General features: G+C 48.8%; 12 protein-coding genes. 2 read left to right on the plus strand and 10 right to left on the minus strand.

Annotation, left to right across the window (positions count from 1 at the left end; all coding sequences use genetic code 11):
• Positions 1 to 55 precede the first annotated feature (55 nt).
• Positions 56 to 1,933, minus strand: a complete 1,878-nt coding sequence (locus WIG73_RS04855; RefSeq protein ID WP_337399511.1) for an FAD-dependent oxidoreductase — start codon at positions 1,931 to 1,933, stop codon at positions 56 to 58.
• Between the two features lies 1 nt (position 1,934).
• On the minus strand, positions 1,935 to 2,696 hold the full coding sequence (locus WIG73_RS04860; protein ID WP_337399513.1) for a hypothetical protein: 762 nt from the start codon (positions 2,694 to 2,696) through the stop codon (positions 1,935 to 1,937).
• 130 nt (positions 2,697 to 2,826) lie between these two features.
• Between WIG73_RS04860 and WIG73_RS04865 the strand changes: the two genes are divergently transcribed.
• Entirely contained in the window at positions 2,827 to 4,848 is a 2,022-nt protein-coding gene (locus WIG73_RS04865) for a family 78 glycoside hydrolase catalytic domain (protein ID WP_337399515.1), read from the plus strand.
• 15 nt (positions 4,849 to 4,863) lie between these two features.
• Complete coding sequence (locus WIG73_RS04870; RefSeq protein WP_337399517.1) at positions 4,864 to 6,729, plus strand: heparinase II/III family protein; 1,866 nt, start codon at positions 4,864 to 4,866, stop codon at positions 6,727 to 6,729.
• Between the two features lie 99 nt (positions 6,730 to 6,828).
• Here WIG73_RS04870 and ftsZ read toward each other — a convergent pair whose 3' ends face one another.
• The 8 genes from ftsZ to WIG73_RS04910 form a co-directional block, all read right to left on the minus strand.
• Entirely contained in the window at positions 6,829 to 7,935 is a 1,107-nt protein-coding gene (gene ftsZ / locus WIG73_RS04875; RefSeq protein WP_177679637.1) for a cell division protein FtsZ, read from the minus strand.
• Positions 7,936 to 8,117: 182 nt separating this feature from the next.
• Complete coding sequence (locus WIG73_RS04880) at positions 8,118 to 9,254, minus strand: FtsQ-type POTRA domain-containing protein (protein ID WP_337399518.1); 1,137 nt, start codon at positions 9,252 to 9,254, stop codon at positions 8,118 to 8,120.
• 13 nt (positions 9,255 to 9,267) lie between these two features.
• Complete coding sequence (gene murA / locus WIG73_RS04885) at positions 9,268 to 10,521, minus strand: UDP-N-acetylglucosamine 1-carboxyvinyltransferase (RefSeq protein WP_337399520.1); 1,254 nt, start codon at positions 10,519 to 10,521, stop codon at positions 9,268 to 9,270.
• 62 nt (positions 10,522 to 10,583) lie between these two features.
• On the minus strand, positions 10,584 to 11,681 hold the full coding sequence (murG, locus tag WIG73_RS04890) for an undecaprenyldiphospho-muramoylpentapeptide beta-N-acetylglucosaminyltransferase (protein WP_177679629.1): 1,098 nt from the start codon (positions 11,679 to 11,681) through the stop codon (positions 10,584 to 10,586).
• A gap of 25 nt (positions 11,682 to 11,706) precedes the next feature.
• Positions 11,707 to 12,867, minus strand: coding sequence for a putative lipid II flippase FtsW (gene ftsW / locus WIG73_RS04895; RefSeq protein ID WP_249311352.1), 1,161 nt, complete (start codon positions 12,865 to 12,867; stop codon positions 11,707 to 11,709).
• A gap of 39 nt (positions 12,868 to 12,906) precedes the next feature.
• Positions 12,907 to 13,872, minus strand: a complete 966-nt coding sequence (mraY, locus tag WIG73_RS04900) for a phospho-N-acetylmuramoyl-pentapeptide-transferase (RefSeq protein ID WP_337399521.1) — start codon at positions 13,870 to 13,872, stop codon at positions 12,907 to 12,909.
• Positions 13,873 to 13,900: 28 nt separating this feature from the next.
• Complete coding sequence (gene murF / locus WIG73_RS04905; protein WP_337399522.1) at positions 13,901 to 15,274, minus strand: UDP-N-acetylmuramoyl-tripeptide--D-alanyl-D-alanine ligase; 1,374 nt, start codon at positions 15,272 to 15,274, stop codon at positions 13,901 to 13,903.
• Positions 15,275 to 15,276: 2 nt separating this feature from the next.
• On the minus strand, positions 15,277 to 16,746 hold the full coding sequence (locus WIG73_RS04910) for a UDP-N-acetylmuramoyl-L-alanyl-D-glutamate--2,6-diaminopimelate ligase (protein ID WP_249311354.1): 1,470 nt from the start codon (positions 16,744 to 16,746) through the stop codon (positions 15,277 to 15,279).
• Positions 16,747 to 16,783 lie beyond the last annotated feature (37 nt).

The following is a 16,783-nucleotide window of genomic DNA, read 5'->3' on the forward strand; positions in this document are numbered from 1 at the left end:
CTTTTCTTTTTCATCAGTGTTCCAACTTATATTTTACCAAATCGGACACGTTCTGTCAAATAAAAAGTCCCCACCGGCCCGCAGCGGAAAACGCAACGTTTTTAATGTTAGAAACCATGCTGCCCTCGCTGCTCATTTTGGGGCGGGTGGTAATCCTCTTTTCATACGTTTCATCGAAAAACGCAGTTTTAAAAATTTTAAAAATCCGTTCCCGCTCCTTTTCGTGGGCATTTCCAATGCGAATCAGCGCCATGGCCGCCTCTGATACGAACTGAAAATATTCATACCGGAACCCGCTGATTCGATACCGCGCGCCGTTGGAAAACCGGCCGGAATATGCGTCCCGCAAAGGCTCGTTTTCGTCTGTTATGATCTCTGCCAGCGTGCCGATTGCCGCAGTGTCTGCGAACCGTCCCAGATAATAAATTGCCATGGCGCCCCGCTGCTCGTTGTTTTTCCGGCAGTCCCGCAGCATCACCGGGTCCCGCGCCGCGGCCATTTCCCGAAGCAGTTCAATCGCGCCCTTGTCCCCTGTGGCAGACAGCGCAAAGGCCGCGTGTTTTTTCGTGTTTTCGTCTTTTGAAGCAATTAACTGATATAAAGCCGGCCTTGCCTTTTCCCCCATGCGCCTGGCAGACCAAATGGCCTCGCCGGGCGTTAAACTAGAAAGCGGCGCAGCCAGCTGTTCAGGCTCGGTAATCCACGAAACGCCGCGGGGAACAAGCTCGTTCCCGTCGCAGTCAAAGCGCCCGTCCACCCGCACGCCGCGGCAATATGCCTCGTTTAAGCATCCGCTTTTTGTAAGCATTTGCTTCAGCTCGCCATAAGGAATTTCCGTAAGGGGGCACCCGTGCTGAATGGAAAGCGCGGCAACACACGCCGCGGCCTCCCCTGCTTTTTTCATGTCTAAAATCATTCGGGACAGGCTGGAGATGTTCCTGTCAACGCCAAATGCCCTGCAGGCGCACAAAAGCCCGTCATAACCTTTCGGAATCAGCGCCCGAAACGGCATGGGCACCGTCAGGTTATAGGCTCCCAGGTTTGCGCCCACCGTCCAATCACCCAGGGTTTCTCCGTCAAAGGCGGTGTCCCAGCCGTGCTTGTCTAAGTCCGAATAGGAGTAGAACATGGGCGTGTCGGTCACGGTTTCTGCAAAAACGTCTTCCAGCCGAACGGTTTCCTCCGCTATAATGCGCCGTCCCTCCCGCACGCCAATTAAGGGCATATGTGCCACAAAGGTGCCGGCCCGGTCCTCCGGCATTTCATAGGAACGGGAAAAAATCAGCGCCTCGCTTAGGCTTTTGTCGTCCCGCTGGTCCACACGGCCAAAATCGAAGTTGGTTGTGCGCACAGCGTTGTTTTCGTCTACCATCACGCTCACCATGCTATAGGGCTGTGTCAGTCCGTCGGCCTCTCTGCCGAACTCCATTTCGCACCCTGCCATAAAGCAGGCCGTTCCGTCCCCTGTGGCGTCAATCAGCACAGAGCACGCAAAATCCTCCATAATTCCGCCGGTTAAAACCCGAGCGCCGCACACCCTGGTGCCGCTTAAATAAATGCCGCAAAGCACGGTTTCATACATAAGCTTCGCGCCGCTTTCCTGCAAAATTTCCTCTGTCACAATTTTTCTGCTCTCCAGTACCGTTTCCGTGTGACTGTTTTGATATTCCTCCACCCGCCGGTCGAATTCTGTGTAAAGCCCGCCCGGTGTTCCGAAATAATAGCCCCGAATTCCGCCAATGGTGGTTGTGCCTCCCGGGCAGGTGCACTGTTCTATTCCCAAAACCGAAAGCCCTTTTTGCCCTGCGGCGGCCGCGGCCACGCTGCCGGCAGTTCCCAGTCCGCAGACAATTACATCAAACCGGCGGGAAAAGCAAACGCCGTCTGCCGGCACGCATTTCACCGCTCCTTCTTCCATAAAAAAGCGTTCCATGTTAAAACATTCCCCTTTCCGCAAACCGAACTCCTGCGTCAAAAGCCAGCAGAGGATTTTGAAAACCGCAGGAGGGCATTTGCACAATTCCTCCCGTTTCAAAAACCCCTGTTTTCTTCGGCGTTAGTGCAAAACAGTCTGCCGACAGCCCCAGGCGAAAGCCTGAAAGCTCGTTTTTTAAAACATCGCTTAATCGCTGCCTCGCTTCTGGATAGGTGCAGTCCTTTTCCACGGGCAGCTTTACGATATAGCTGTTTTCAAACGCGCCGAACAGCGGCTCTAACTGCACTGAATCCGGCGCAGCGGCCCCTTTTGCCGCCGGGCGCACCCATGCGTGAAACGATTTTTTAAAAATGTTGCCCTCCTCGCACAGCGTGTTAACAAGTTCGGTTGCCCGAAAAGTGCGAAACCCCTTCACGCCGTGGGTTGTAACGCAAAACCCGTCCGCCTCCGGGCGAATATCCACAATGCTGGTGTTGAGCAAAACGTTTTTGTTTAACAGCTTTGCGTTCAGCAGGCTGGCACAGTCGAACAGGCAGCCTTTGCCCCGGTGCATTGCTCCCTTTTCCTGAAACTGCTGATAAAACTCAGCAGCTTCGGTTGTGAAAAGCGGCTCGCCGTAGCCGGTGCCAAATGCAAGCGCACCTAAAAATTCGTGCCCTGCCGAGGGTTTTGGCTCAATCACCAGGCAGTCTCCGCCGGACTTTGTCAGCAGTCCTGCGGCGGCAAATGTGGCGCCGAGAATGAGTTTGTGATATGTCATAAGCCTGCGGCCTCCTTTTTTTCTTTCTATTATAGCACGTTTTAAAAATAAAGCAAGACGATTTGCCTGAACCTTATTGACAAATTCGGCATTTCTGATAAAATAAAACACAAAAGAAGGGGGCATCACCATGGGCAAACAACATAAATTTTGCGGGAAGTGGATAACGTGCGAAGACATGGCGGCCCTTCCCGCAATCAACGTTTTTCACCGCCAGCTTGACGGCAAAACCGTTCCGGACAGCAAGTTTCAAAACAAACACATGCTGTTTCGGAAAAAATTCATTGCCGAAACCACAAAAGGAACAACATTGTTTCTTTCTGCCGACGATTATTATAAGCTTTATATCAACGGCCGGTTTGTCACCCAGGGGCCCTGCCCGGGCTACCCGTTTCACTATTACTATAACGAACTTGATATCAGCGCCTATTTAAAAAAAGGGGAAAACACCATAGCGGTGCACGTATTTTACCAGGGGCTGATTAACCGCGTTTGGGTCAGCGGCGACAACCGTTCCGGTCTGATTTTAGACATTGTTTCGTGCGGGAAAACCGTTTTGTCCAGCGACGAAAGCTTTCTTGCCTCAGACCAAACCGCATTTTCCGCCATTGGCAACGTTTGCGGACTCAACACCCAATATTGCGAGCGTTTTAACGCCGGCCATCCAAATGTGCTGTTTGATCAGCCGGACTTTGACGACAGCAATTGGCGCCCTGCCGCCTTGCGCGCGTTTCCCGACTATACACTCTATTCGCAGCCCACAAAACAGCTTGTGTTTGAACCCATCCGCCCCGCCGCCTTAAAGAAAAATGAACAGGGTTACCTTATTGATTTTGGCGCCATGTATGTGGGGTATCTTTCTTTTTCCGCTTCCGGTTCCCGCGGCAGTGTGATTGCCGTGAAAAGCGGGCAGGAACTGTGTGACGGCGGCACGGATGTTATGTTTCATCTTCGTGCCAACTGCGTCTATAAAGATGAAATGGTGCTTTCAGGAAACAGAGACTTCTACTGCCAATTCGATTATAAATCTATCCGTTATGTGCAGCTTGATTTGCCGCCGGACTGCGTGCTGGACGAAAACAGCATTTGTCTTACCGCCCGGCATTATCCGTTTTGCGAGCAGGCAGCATGTAACACAGACGACCCGGAGCTTCATGCGGTATGGTCGCTCTGCGCCCATTCTTTAAAATATGGCGTGCAGGAGGTCATTCAAGATTGTATGGAGCGGGAAAAGGGCCAGTATGTGGGCGACGGCTGTTTTACCAGCCTGTCTTACGCGCTGCTCACAAAAGACTTTTCCATCATGGAAAAACTGATAGACGACGCATTGCGGTCACAGTTTGTAAACAAGGGCCTTTTAACGTGCACCACCTGTTCTTTTATGCAGGAAATAGCTGAATATCCGCTGATGCTGGTTATGCTGCTTTTCGCCCATTATCATATAAAAAAGGATAAGGAATTCATTGCACAGCGGTATGACGCACTGCTGGACATTTTAATATTTTATCAAAAATCCTACGGAAAAGCAGATGGCCTGCTCTATGATTTAGACAAATGGTGCGTGGTGGAGTGGCCGCAAAAATGGCGGGACGGCTATGACGTTGACTTGACAGAAGGACAGATTTGCCGCGGCACCCACAACGTGATAAACGCCTATTTCATTGGCGCGGCAAAGGCGCTGAACCGCTTAGCCTCCATTGTTGGAAAAAGGCCGGCTTTTGACACGGTATTTTTAACAGACGCATATCGAAACGCTTTTTACGACCCGGCGCAGGGCTTTTTCTGCGACAGCGCCGAATCCCGCCACATCTCGTTTCCCTCAAACGCCACAGCCTTGGCGTTTGGCCTTTGCCCGGACCGTGCATGCGAGGAGCGCATCATTCAAATGATGGACAAACGGCGCCTATCCGGCTGTATGCTGTTTATGACGTTTGCGGCCTTTTGCGGTCTGGTGCGGTGCGGCAGACGCGATTTGGTTTATGAGATGATGAAAGACAAAGGCGGTTGGCTCAGAATGATAAACGAAGGTGCAACCGCCACCTTTGAGGGCTGGGGGAAAAGTGAAAAACACAATATTTCTCTGTTTCACCTGTGCCTGACCTATCCGATTGTCTTTTTAACAGACTGGAATATGGAACAAATTTTTAAATAAAAAGGAGTATGCAGCATGTTTTCAGAAAAGTATGTTGGCACAAATCAGCTAACGCAATCCATCAAAGGCGGCTTTTCCATAGTGCGGCCCCTGTCCGACAGGGACTATTGGGAGAGCATAAAGAAAACGGCATATCAGCAGGTGACAAGCTACATAAACGGCATTGGCGCGTTTGATTTTTCCCTGCCCGCCTCCATGTATCTGGATTTCGTAAGGAACGGAAACCGCACCCGGTATGAAGGCGTGTGCTTTGAAAGACGAAAGGCCCTTTCGGCATATGCCCTTTTAGAGGCCATGGAAAACAAAGGGAACTACACCGACAAGGTTTTGGATTTTACCTGGCTGATTTTAGAGGAAACCACCTGGTGTGTTCCGGCTCACGGTTATTTAAGGCCGGAGGCGGATGGGCTTCCCAATGACGAGCACCCCTGCCTTGACTTGTTCCAAGCGGAAACAGGATGTTTGCTGTCGTTTGTGTTGCGCCTGTTTCAAGAAAAATTTGAACAAATCAGCAAAAACATTGTCCCTCGTATCAAACGGGAAATCGATATTCGTGTTATCGATAATTTTTTAATCCATGACGACTACTGGTGGCAGGGCTTTTTAATACGTAAAAATGAAGACGGCAAGCGCTATGTGGTGAACAACTGGAACCCGTGGATTTTGTCCAACGTGCTGCTGTGCGCCGCCGCAGTCACACCGCCGGGCGAACGGCTGCAAAGCTTGGTGGAAAAGGTTATGCGGTCCTTAGACAACTATGCAGACGCCTACCCGCAGGACGGCGCCTGCGACGAAGGCCCCAGCTATTGGAACAGGGCCGGCCTCTCCCTTTTAGACTGCGCCTATTTTCTGAACCAAATTACCGGCGGCTATGTAAACGAATTTGAAAATGAAAAAATTAAAAACACCGCCGAATATATCACAAAGGTGCACATTGGAAACGGCTTTTTTGTAAACTTTGCAGACTGCTCGCCCCGCCTCGCCGCAAATTACGGCACAATTTATAAATATGGCAGGCTTCTTGGCAGTGAAACAATGGTTTCATTTGCCAAAGAATGTTTTCGTCTTGACAAAAGCAATGCGTTTACCCTGTGGCAAATGCCCCGGGCACTTGAGCTTTATGAGGCAATGCCCGCCCTCTCACACCTTTCTGCGCCTGCCCGGGCCTTTCAAGACGTATATTTTTCCAGCACCCAGGTTATGGCCGCCCGGGAGCGGGACGGGGCCGACGGCCTGTTTTTGGCGGCAAAAGGCGGCCACAACGCCGAAAGCCACAATCACAATGATGTGGGCAGCTTTATTGTTTACAAAGATGCGGAGCCGTTTTTTATTGACCCCGCCCACGAGGCCTACTGCGCCAAAACCTTTTCTGACCAGCGGTATGAAATTTGGAATAACCAGTCCTGCTTTCACAACACCCCCACCATCGGTGGGAAAGACCAGCCGGCAGGAGCTGGCTTTAGCGCGTCCTGCGTTTCGTACGAAGCAAAAGAGGACGAAACCCGCTTTTCGCTGGACATAAAAAACGCCTATGAAAACAAAGACGAAATTCAAAAATGGAAACGAACGTTTACGCTGTCACGAAAAAACAAGGAAATCACCATAACAGAAGATTTTGCCTTAAACGCCCCTGAAAAAATCGTGCTGAACCTGATGACGGTCTGTGATGTAGCCGTAACGCCGCACGAACTGATTTTCACTGCAGACAGCGGCAAAACCCTGTCGCTGGCAGCCGACTTTTCAAAGTTTCACGTCATCTGTGAGCCGGTTGAAACAACCGACAGCAAACTGCTCAGCGATTGGGGAAAAGCGCCCACAAGAATTCGGCTGGAGTTAAAGACAGAAACAGATAAAGGCAAATTCACATTTACCATAAAATAAAACTGATCCCGCTTATATAAAGCGGGATCAGTTTTATTTTAAGCTTATTTACATTACTTAGCGTCATTTTTGTATGCTCGCCTTTTTATTTAAGAAAAATTATCTCTTATCGCGTAGGAACCACGGAATTTCAACCTCACTTGGTGTCTGCTGAGCGGGCTTCTGTTCTGCTGGGCGCTGTGCTGCGCCAAAGGATCTAGAGGAAAGCGAGCCGCCCTTTAAAGCCGGGTTGCCTGAAAACAGGTTAGAAGAATTTCTGTCTGCCGCGGCAGAGGAAACGCCTTCAAATCCGGTTGCAATAACCGTAATAGAAATTTCGTCTTTCATATCCGGGTCAACTGTTGCACCAAAGATGATGTTTGCGTTCGGGTCTGCAGCTTCCGTTACCATCATTGCCGCATTGTTAATCTCGAACAGGCCGAGGTCAGCACCGCCGGTTACGTTAATTAAAACGCCCCGGGCGCCGTCGATGGTGGTTTCTAAAAGCGGGCTGGAAATTGCCATTTTAACAGCGTCTTCCGCACGTTTTTCGCCGGACGCTTTGCCCACGCCCATGTGCGCAACGCCAGTGTCTTTCATAATGGTAACAACGTCGGCAAAGTCAAGGTTTACAACCGCGTTGCCGGTAATTAAGTCGGAAATACCTTTCACACCTTTTAAAAGAACTTCATCGGCCATTTTAAATGCGTCGATAAAGGTTGTGTGCTGGTTGGAAATTTGGAGCAATCGATCGTTCGGAATGGTTACAATTGCGTCAACAGCACCTTTTAAGGATGAAATTCCCTCCTCGGCACGCACCATTCTCTGTCTGCCTTCAAACAAAAACGGTTTTGTCACAATGCCCAGCGTTAAAATGCCCATGTCCTTTGCAATCTGTGCAACAACAGGTGCAGCACCTGTTCCCGTTCCGCCGCCCATGCCGGCTGTTACGAACACCATGTCGCTGCCGCTGATGGCCTGAGCAATTTCGTCGTAGCTTTCTTCTGCCGCTTTCGAGCCCATGTCCGGGTTCGCACCTGCGCCAAGACCTTTTGTTAATTTTTCACCTATCTGTATTTTTTGATTTGCCTGTGATGACAAAAGCGCCTGTTTATCCGTATTAATTGATACAAATTCCACCCCACCGAGACCTGCATCAATCATGCGGTTCACGGCATTATTGCCGCCGCCGCCGACACCAATCACTTTAATCTGGGCAACATTCATTGACCCGTTATCAAAATCGAACACTCCTGTTTCCTCCTCTTTCGTATGTAATCACAACTCGTTTATAATATCAAATTTAATTACTATTTATTATAACATACTGCCGTATGGAATTACAAGTAAAAAATTGAATTTTCGCTAAATTTTTTTGTAAATTTTTTGTGTAAAACCACGACAGTCTGTTAATCTACGCCAGATTCTTTTTTCGCCTTGCTGCTTGCGCTGGCCTTTGCATCTTCTTTCGTCTGGTCTGAATTTGCCTTTGCGCTTGCACTGGCGGAGGGCGATGCAGAGGTTTTCTTCCTGACAGAATCCTCGTCGTCCTCTTCCGGCTCCGACGATTTGCTTGGCTTGCTGCTAGGTTTAGCAGAGCTTCCCGACGTTTTTTGCGAGCTCTCCGAGCTGCTGTCTTCATCGTTTTTACTGTTATCATCAGAATCCGACTTTTTAGCATCCGAGCTGTCATCTGTCTGATTGCCTGACGTTTTGTCGTCCCCGCCGATTATGCCGGTGTTGCCGCTTTCCTCCCATTTTCTCATTTCTTCCAGTTCGGCATCGGTATATTCCCCAAAATACCCCTTATCGGTGGTTAAATCCAAATAGCTTTTTTCCGTTTGCTGAACCTGCGGCAGAATTTGCGCCATCATTTTAATTTTGCGCTGAAGGCTTTCCGTGCTGTCAATGCTGCCAAACGTCACCTTCATGCCCGATTTCATAATCATAATAAAATTCGACACGTCAGAAACGCGGAACTCGTCAATGTCACCCCAATAATCTGTTTCATAAAAACAGCCGATTCGTTCTAAATTCATGTTTAAAATCTCGTCGTCAGACGTTTCTATTTTTTTTGCAGGCTCCGATTTAGTAACCTCAATGCCATAAATAATCGGCGCGGTTAAGCTGGTCACATCGTCGGTTTTTTCCAAAACCCTGCCCGCAACCGTTGTCACCACAAACTCCTGGGGCGTGTCGATTATAATGTCCTGCTTCGCCTCGTCAATCTCAATCACAATTTTTGCGGGAAACTTTCGTTTTATTTTTGCACTCTCTATGTATGCAACTGAGGCTAAAGCCTTTTCTGCTTTTTTCCTGCTGATTCGAAATACATTTTCGCCCTTTTCAATGCCCGAAGCCGCAATTACATCTTCTGCGGCAAGCAAGGTGTTGCCCGTTACAGAAATTTGCGTAATGCCAAAAATCGGCGTGAAAAGACAGATACACAAAAGCACAACTGCGGCGAACACGCTTAAAACAAAAATCCGCCGCTGCTTAATTCGTCGTTTATACCGTTCACTGCTGGTTTCCCTTTTCCTTTGCATGTTTGCTGCTCCTTTATCTGTAGCGTATAATATCCGCCCCCAACTGGGCAAGGTTTGCTTCAAAATTTTCATATCCCCGGTCGATAAATTCCGGCGTATTAATTACCGTTGTGCCGTCGGCCATTAAAGCTGCAATGACCAAAGCCGCCCCGCCGCGCAAATCTGAAGCGTTCACCTCTGTGCCTGAAAGCCTTTCCGTGCCGCAGACAACCGCCACTCTGCCGTCTACGCTGATTTTTGCACCCATTCGGCACAGCTCCGGCACGGGCTTAAACCTGCTTTCAAAAATTGTTTCCGTAATGATGGACGTGCCGTCGGCACAGCACAGCATTGCTAAAAACAGCGACTGCGCGTCTGTGGGAAATCCCGGGTAGGGCATGGTTTTAATGCTGCCCGGGGCCAAAAGCCGTTTCGGCGCCTTCAACAGAACTGTGTCCTCTGTGGAGAAAAGATAGCACCCGCAGTCTGCCAAAACAGACAGCACCGCCGATATATGTTCCGGGCACATGTGCGTTACGGCGACTTCCCCGCCGGTTGCAGCCGCGGCGCAAAGATAGGTCGCCGCCACAATTCTGTCGGGCATAACGGTATATTGTGCGGGAACAAGCTCTTTTTTCCCTACAATTTTTATGGTGGAGGTTCCCGCGCCTTGCACATCTGCGCCCATGTTGTTTAAAAAGCAGGCCAAATCATCAATTTCAGGTTCCCGCGCCGCGTTTGAAATCACCGTTTCGCCGTCTGCCATTGCTGCGGCAAGCAGCAGATTTTCTGTTGCGCCAACGCTGGGGAAATCCAAGTGTATGATTTTTCCCGTAAGCTTTTCCGCCTTGCAGATTAAATATCCATGCTCCTCTTTAATTTCAGCGCCCAATTGCGCAAGCGTTTTCAGATGTAAGTCAATGGGCCTGGGGCCAAGCTCGCAGCCGCCGGGCGTGGATATTTTTGCCTCGTTGTTCCGCGCCAGCACTGCGCCCATGAAAATGACGGAAGAACGGAGCTTTCTCATCAAATGCTCCGGAATAAAGTTTCCCAGCGCACCGCTGGTGTCAACCGTCAATGTATTTCCATCGCGCGTAACTTTCGCGCCCAGGCTTTTTAAAATTTCAATGGTAATCACAACATCTGAAAAATCAGGACAGTTATGAATGATATGTACTCCTCCCACCATGACAGTTGCTGCCAAAATAGGAAGAACGGCATTTTTCGCGCCGTGAATTCTGACGTCTCCCGCAAGCGGGAGACCGCCGTTTACGATTATTTTACCCAAAATGCGCACCTCCTGATAACGATTAAAAGTCATTACCATAGTATGCGCGCGGTAAGTTTTGGTTACTTTCGGGCAAGCTCTGCCACAATGTCGCAAATTCGTTTCGTGCCGTCGGTAATGGCAAGTTTTTTTGCCTCTTTGGACATTTGCATTCGCTTTTCCTGGTTAATAATCAACGATTTTACCGTATCGGAAACAATGTTGTTTTGAATGTCACGCTCGCAAATCATCACCGCCGCACCGCGGTCTGCAATGGATTTTGCGTTATATTCCTGATGGTTGTGGGTCACGTTGGGCGACGGGATTAAAACCGACGGCCGTCCCAGCGCGCACAGCTCGCTGACAGTAATTGCACCGGAACGGGCAATAACCAAATCCGCCGCAGGAAGCACCACGTCCATGTTATAAATGTATGGGACGATTGCAATGTTGTCGCCCAGCTTGCTTTTGTCAATCTTTTCGTTTACTTCGTCAAAAAAACGTTCCCCGGTGCCGCCTAAAAGCCGAAATTCCACATTGTCTAAACAATTTACAATTTCAACCAGCGCCTCGTTAATGGTTCTTGCGCCAAGCGAGCCGCCTACCGTCACAATAAAGGGCCTGCCGTCAATTCCCAAAGTTTTTCTGGCTTCCTCATAAGACAAGTCCAGCATGTTTTCACGCAAGGGGTTTCCCGTTAATACGCAGACCTTTTTGGCCTTTTCGCTGACATAGGAAATGGTGTCTTCAAAGCTCACCGCCACACAGTCTGCAAACCGTGCCGCCATTTTCACCGTCATGCCGGGGAACACATTCTGCTCGTGCACCAGCACCGGAATTTTCAGACTGTGGGCCGCAGACAGCACAGGAGCACAGACGTATCCGCCTGTTCCCACAACAACGTCCGGAGAAAATTCCCGAATCATTCGTTTTGCGTCGCCAATTGCCCGAAGATATTTCAGCGCTACCGTCACATTTTTTAGCGTCAGCTTTCGAACTAAGCCCTCAACGTCGATATATTTTATGTCAAATCCCTCTTTTGGAACAAGGGTTTTCTCCAAACCGGTTTCCTTGCCCACAAAAAGGATTTCTGCGCCATATTCTTTTTTCATTCTTTTGGCTATGGCAATGGCCGGATTAATATGTCCCGCCGTACCGCCGCCTGAAATTAAAACTTTCACCTTAGACTAAACATTCCTTTCTGAATTACCGCAAATCTACCACCTGTTTTTTAAACTTTGATACGTTCAGCACCATTCCCATTGCCGCCATTAAAAATACCAGAGACGAGCCGCCGGCGGAAAAGAACGGAAGCGAAATGCCTGTTGTGGGAATCATTTTCGTCACAACGGCAATGTTTAAAAAGGTCTGAATGCCAACCAGCGAGACAATCCCCGTTACCAGCAGGCTTCCAAAAGTATCCGGCGCATTCATGGCAATTTTAATGCCCCGCCAGATTAAAATGCCGAACAGTGCAATTACTACAACCGCGCCAACAATGCCCAGCTCCTCGCACACAATGGCAAAAATAAAGTCGTTCTGCGGCTCAGATACATACATATATTTCTGTCTGGAGTTACCAAATCCAAGGCCAAACAGCCCGCCGGAACCGATTGCAAAAAGCGATTGAATAATCTGCCAGCCGTCGCCCTGACGGTCGGCAAAGGGGTCAAAAAACGTGGTCAGGCGGTCCATTCGGTACTGCTCCTTCATTGCAACGGCAATGAGGGCCGGAATGGCGGCAACAGAAGCAATGGCAAAATGCTTTAATCTTGCCCCTGCAACCAGCAGCATAATAACCGCTACAAACCCGATGATAATGCACACGCTAAAGTGCGGCTCTAAAATTAAAAGCCCCAGCACCACCAAAAGCATGGCCCAATAGCGCACCAGATATTTAAACTCACGAATTTTGTCTTTCGTAACAGAAAGACTTGCGGCAAAATAAATAATAACTGCAATTTTTGCCGCCTCTGAGGGCTGAATGGTGAAAGAACCAAACCCCAGCCATCGCCTGGAACCTTTAATCGGCGTGCTGAACAACACCAAAATCAGCAGGGCAATGGTTACCATGGCAATGGGAAGCGCAAACTTTTTATATAGCCGATAGTCGAACTTCATGGTAAAAATCATAGCGCCAACGCCTAAAACCGCCCACATTGCCTGTTTTTGAATAAAGTATAAGCCATTTCCATATTTTGCATTTGCAGATGGATAGCTGGCGCTGAATACCATAATAAGGCCAAATACCAGCAGCAGAATGACTACAGATAAAAATCCTACATCTACACTTGTTTTTTTTATCACAGCATGTTCCGAACTTCCGGCACGCCTGAGTTTTGCACCTCTCTGCGCCCTCGCCGCCATATTTGCATTCCCCGCTTTCAACAGCCCTTTGGCCAAGAATTAAAACACTACAATGTAACTGATTGCGCACAGCACAACCGTAACGAAAGAAAACAGCAAAACAATTTTTTTCTCGTTTAACCCACACAGTTCAAAATGATGATGAATGGGACTCATTTTAAATACGCGTTTTCCTGTGGTTTTAAACGAAACTACCTGTATCATAACGGAGAGCGTTTCAATTAAATAAATGCCCCCGGCAATAATCAAAATCAGCGGCATTTTAAGCCCGATGGCCCCAACCGCAATCGCCCCGCCCAAAAAGAGAGAACCTGTGTCGCCCATGAACACCTTGGCGGGATTGGCGTTAAAGAACAAAAATCCCAAGCAGGCCGCCGCCACCGCGCCCATAAACACAGCGATAGAGGTGTTTCCCACTTTGATTGCACAAATCATAAAGAACAACGAAACAATCAGCGTCACAGAAGACGCTAAACCGTCTAACCCGTCGGTTAAATTTACGCTGTTCACGACAGCAAGCTGAACAAAAACCGCAAGGGGAATCGTCCAAAGCCCAATATCAATAGAGGCTTTCACAAACGGAACAACAATTTCTCCGCCAATGACCCCTGTGTGGCTCATAAACACAGTGACAACAACTGCCGCAATCAGCTGCGCCAAAAACTTTTGCTTTGAAGTAAGCCCCAAATTCCGTTTTTTTACCACTTTTATATAGTCGTCGGCAAAGCCGATGATGCCAAACAACAGCGAACCCACAACCAGGCTGATTTCTGTCACGCCAAAATTTCCTGAAATGAAATATGCGGCCAGCGGCCCAAAAACCACCGCGCAAATAATGGCCAAACCGCCCATCGTGGGGGTGCCGCTCTTTTTCTGATGCCAGGCAGGCCCCTCCTCGCGAATGCTCTGGCCAAATTTCAGCCTTGTAAGCAGCGGTATTAAAATCGGTGTTATAATAATGCATGCAAGAAGCGACAGTCCGCTTCCAATCAGCAAGGTGTTCAAACAACCAGCTCCCTTTTCCTAAGCTTCTTTAAAAATTATTTTTTAAAAATTCCGTTACACGCTCCAAGCCCATAACGCGGGAGGCTTTCACCAGCACCACGTCGTTTTCTTTAATGGAGGACGACAAATAGGGATAAATTTCTTCAACCGTATCAACAGAAATGATATTCATGCTGTCCATTCCGTTTTCAAAGGCTCCCTCTGCTATGAACCTTGCATTTTCCCCAACCGTAATTAAAAGGTCAATGCCGTTTTTTGTCACCTCTGCGCCCAGCTCCCGGTGCGCATTATAACTATATGCGCCTAAAGCTGCAATATCTCCTAAAACCGCAACTTTTCTGTCCCTCCGTTTGGAAAGCACAGACAATGCCGCCGAAACAGAGGCGGGAGCCGCGTTATAGCAGTCGTTAATAACGGTGATGCTGCCGCACCGGATAATGTCCATCCGCATACCGGTCAGTGTAAATTTTTGCAGTGCTTCTGCAATTTTTGCGTCGGGCACGCCGAAATAAATTCCTGCCGCGCAGGCAAACAGCGCGTCTGATACGTTGTGCTCCCCGGGAACCGGCAATTCTACCTTAAATTCGTGTCCCAGGCCCGAAAACCGGAACGTCACGCTGTCTTCCTCTGCTTTTATATCAGAAGCAGTAAAGTCTGCCGTGGGGTTTTTCACCCCAACCGTTATCACTTTCTGCGAAATCTCATCTTTATGAGCCATTAAAATTTTGTCGTCGCCGTTTAAAATAACCACACCATCTTTCTTTGTGTGGGCAAACAGCTCTGATTTTGCCCGATATATGTTTTCCTGCGAGCCTAAACGCTCAATGTGCGACATGCCAATGTTGGTAACGATTGCCGCGTTCGGCTGAACAATGGCAGAAAGCCTGTCTATTTCGCCGAAATTGTCCATTCCCATTTCAATCACCGCGGCGGTAATTGTTTCATCCGCTTCAAAAACCGTCAGCGGAACGCCAATTTCGTTGTTAAAGTTGTTTTTGTTTTTTAAGGTGTTAAATTTGGCGGATAAGACTGCATGCGTCATGTCCCGTGTGGTGGTCTTTCCTACGCTGCCCGTTATTCCCACAGTCGGCACACAAAGCCGCTTCATCACCAGCTGCGCCAGCGCTCCCATGGCCCGAACCGTGTTTTCAACAAAAATAACGGGGTGATTCAAGCTTATTTCAACCTCCCGTTCCACAAGGGCACAAACAGCGCCCTGTGCAAAGGCCTTTTCAACAAATGCGTGACCGTCTGCATTTTCACCGGGAATTGCCACAAACAGCGTGTTTTCTGCAGCCTTTCTGCTGTCGGTTACCACTGAAGTCACCGTGCCCGCCGGCGTGCCGTGAAGCAAACGTCCGCCAACAACCTGCAAAATTTCTGAAACTGAAACAGGAATCATATTCACACCTCTGCCTTTTTCATTGCCGCAAGACACTCTGCAATAACTTCACGCTCGTCAAAATGGTTTTTCGTCTTGCCAATAATCTGATAGGTTTCGTGGCCCTTGCCTGCCAAAATCACACAGTCGCCGTGCTTTGCAAACGACAGCGCATAGCCGATTGCCTCCCGCCGGTTTTCAATCACAATATGTTCGCAGTCGGTTTCTTTCACGCCTGCCATAATATCTTCAATAATGGCCGCAGGATTTTCTGTTCTGGGATTGTCAGAGGTCACAATGCAGTAGTCGGAAAGCTCGCCTGCAACCTTTCCCATAATGGGGCGTTTTGTTCTGTCACGGTCTCCGCCGCAGCCAAACAGGGTAATCACTCTGCCCTCTGCAAATTCTTTCACGGTTTTTATAATGTTTTCTAACCCGTCCGGCGTGTGGGCATAGTCAATAATCACCGTGAAATCGGTATTCGTATAAACCGTCTCACACCGCCCCATAACGCCTTTGGCAAAGGTCAGCGCCTCCACCGCCCGGCCTATTTCAATTCCTGCCGCTACAACGGCACCGATAGCCGTCAGCGCATTGTAAACAGAAAATCTGCCGGGAATCCCCAGCCGCACGGTGTAATCCTTTTGCTCATAACAAATGTTAAATATCACGCCCCGGGCCGAAATCCGAATGTCAGATGCTTTAATGTCCGCCTCGCTGTCAATCCCATAGGACGTCATCGGACAGACGCTGTCGGCCAGAATGCTTCTTCCTGCTTTGTCATCAGCGTTTACCACGCCGCATTTGCTTTGCAGAAAAAGCTTTTTCTTGGCGTTTAAATAGTTTTCCATGGTAACGTGAAAATCAAGATGATCCTGAGTCAGGTTTGTAAACGCCCCAACAGAAAACTCAATGCCGTAAACCCGGAATAAATCCAAAGAGTGAGAGGAAACCTCCATCACTACATATTCCACACCCTCTTCCACCATCTCATGGAACAGCTCAAACAGTTCCAACGACTCCGGTGTGGTGCGCTCTGTAGGTAGGGTTCTTCCGCAAATCATGTTGGCGTTTGTTCCGATTAAGCCGGTGGTTTTGCCCTCAAACTCCAAAATAGATTTAATCAGCGTTGTCACTGTTGTTTTGCCGTTTGTTCCCGTGACGCCGATTATTTTAAGCTTTTTCTGTGGGTTTTTGTAAAAGGAAGCACCCAGCTGAGCAAGCACTTGTCTGGTGTTTTTTGCAACAATCAGCGTTATGGTTTCAGGAATGTCGGGAAGCTTTGCCCCCTCCTGCACAACAATGGCAGACGCACCGGCAGAAATTGCCCCGGCGATGTATTTGTGCCCATCTGTTTCAAAACCTACAATGCAGACAAACACATAACCCGGCTTCACTTTTCTGGAATCATAACAAATTCCTTTCATATCACGGTCTGTGTCGCCGACAATTTTAGAAACCGCGGCGTCTTTCAACAATGACGATAGTTTCATGGTGTAAACTCCTTTCGGAACGCGTCAATAACTTCAA

The organism is Congzhengia sp., from assembly GCF_037235575.1.
In the GTDB taxonomy this organism is placed as follows: domain Bacteria; phylum Bacillota; class Clostridia; order UBA1381; family UBA9506; genus Congzhengia; species Congzhengia minquanensis.

What these genes read in the sequence shown, in the direction of transcription:
- WIG73_RS04855 (WP_337399511.1), bottom strand. Translation starts at nt 1,933, where the DNA reads ATGGAACGCTTTTTTATGGAAGAAGGAGCGGTGAAATGCGTGCCGGCA.
- WIG73_RS04860 (WP_337399513.1), bottom strand. Translation starts at nt 2,696, where the DNA reads ATGACATATCACAAACTCATTCTCGGCGCCACATTTGCCGCCGCAGGA.
- WIG73_RS04865 (WP_337399515.1), top strand. Translation starts at nt 2,827, where the DNA reads ATGGGCAAACAACATAAATTTTGCGGGAAGTGGATAACGTGCGAAGAC.
- WIG73_RS04870 (WP_337399517.1), top strand. Translation starts at nt 4,864, where the DNA reads ATGTTTTCAGAAAAGTATGTTGGCACAAATCAGCTAACGCAATCCATC.
- ftsZ (WP_177679637.1), bottom strand. Translation starts at nt 7,935, where the DNA reads ATGAATGTTGCCCAGATTAAAGTGATTGGTGTCGGCGGCGGCGGCAAT.
- WIG73_RS04880 (WP_337399518.1), bottom strand. Translation starts at nt 9,254, where the DNA reads ATGCAAAGGAAAAGGGAAACCAGCAGTGAACGGTATAAACGACGAATT.
- ftsW (WP_249311352.1), bottom strand. Translation starts at nt 12,867, where the DNA reads ATGGCGGCGAGGGCGCAGAGAGGTGCAAAACTCAGGCGTGCCGGAAGT.
- murF (WP_337399522.1), bottom strand. Translation starts at nt 15,274, where the DNA reads ATGATTCCTGTTTCAGTTTCAGAAATTTTGCAGGTTGTTGGCGGACGT.
- WIG73_RS04910 (WP_249311354.1), bottom strand. Translation starts at nt 16,746, where the DNA reads ATGAAACTATCGTCATTGTTGAAAGACGCCGCGGTTTCTAAAATTGTC.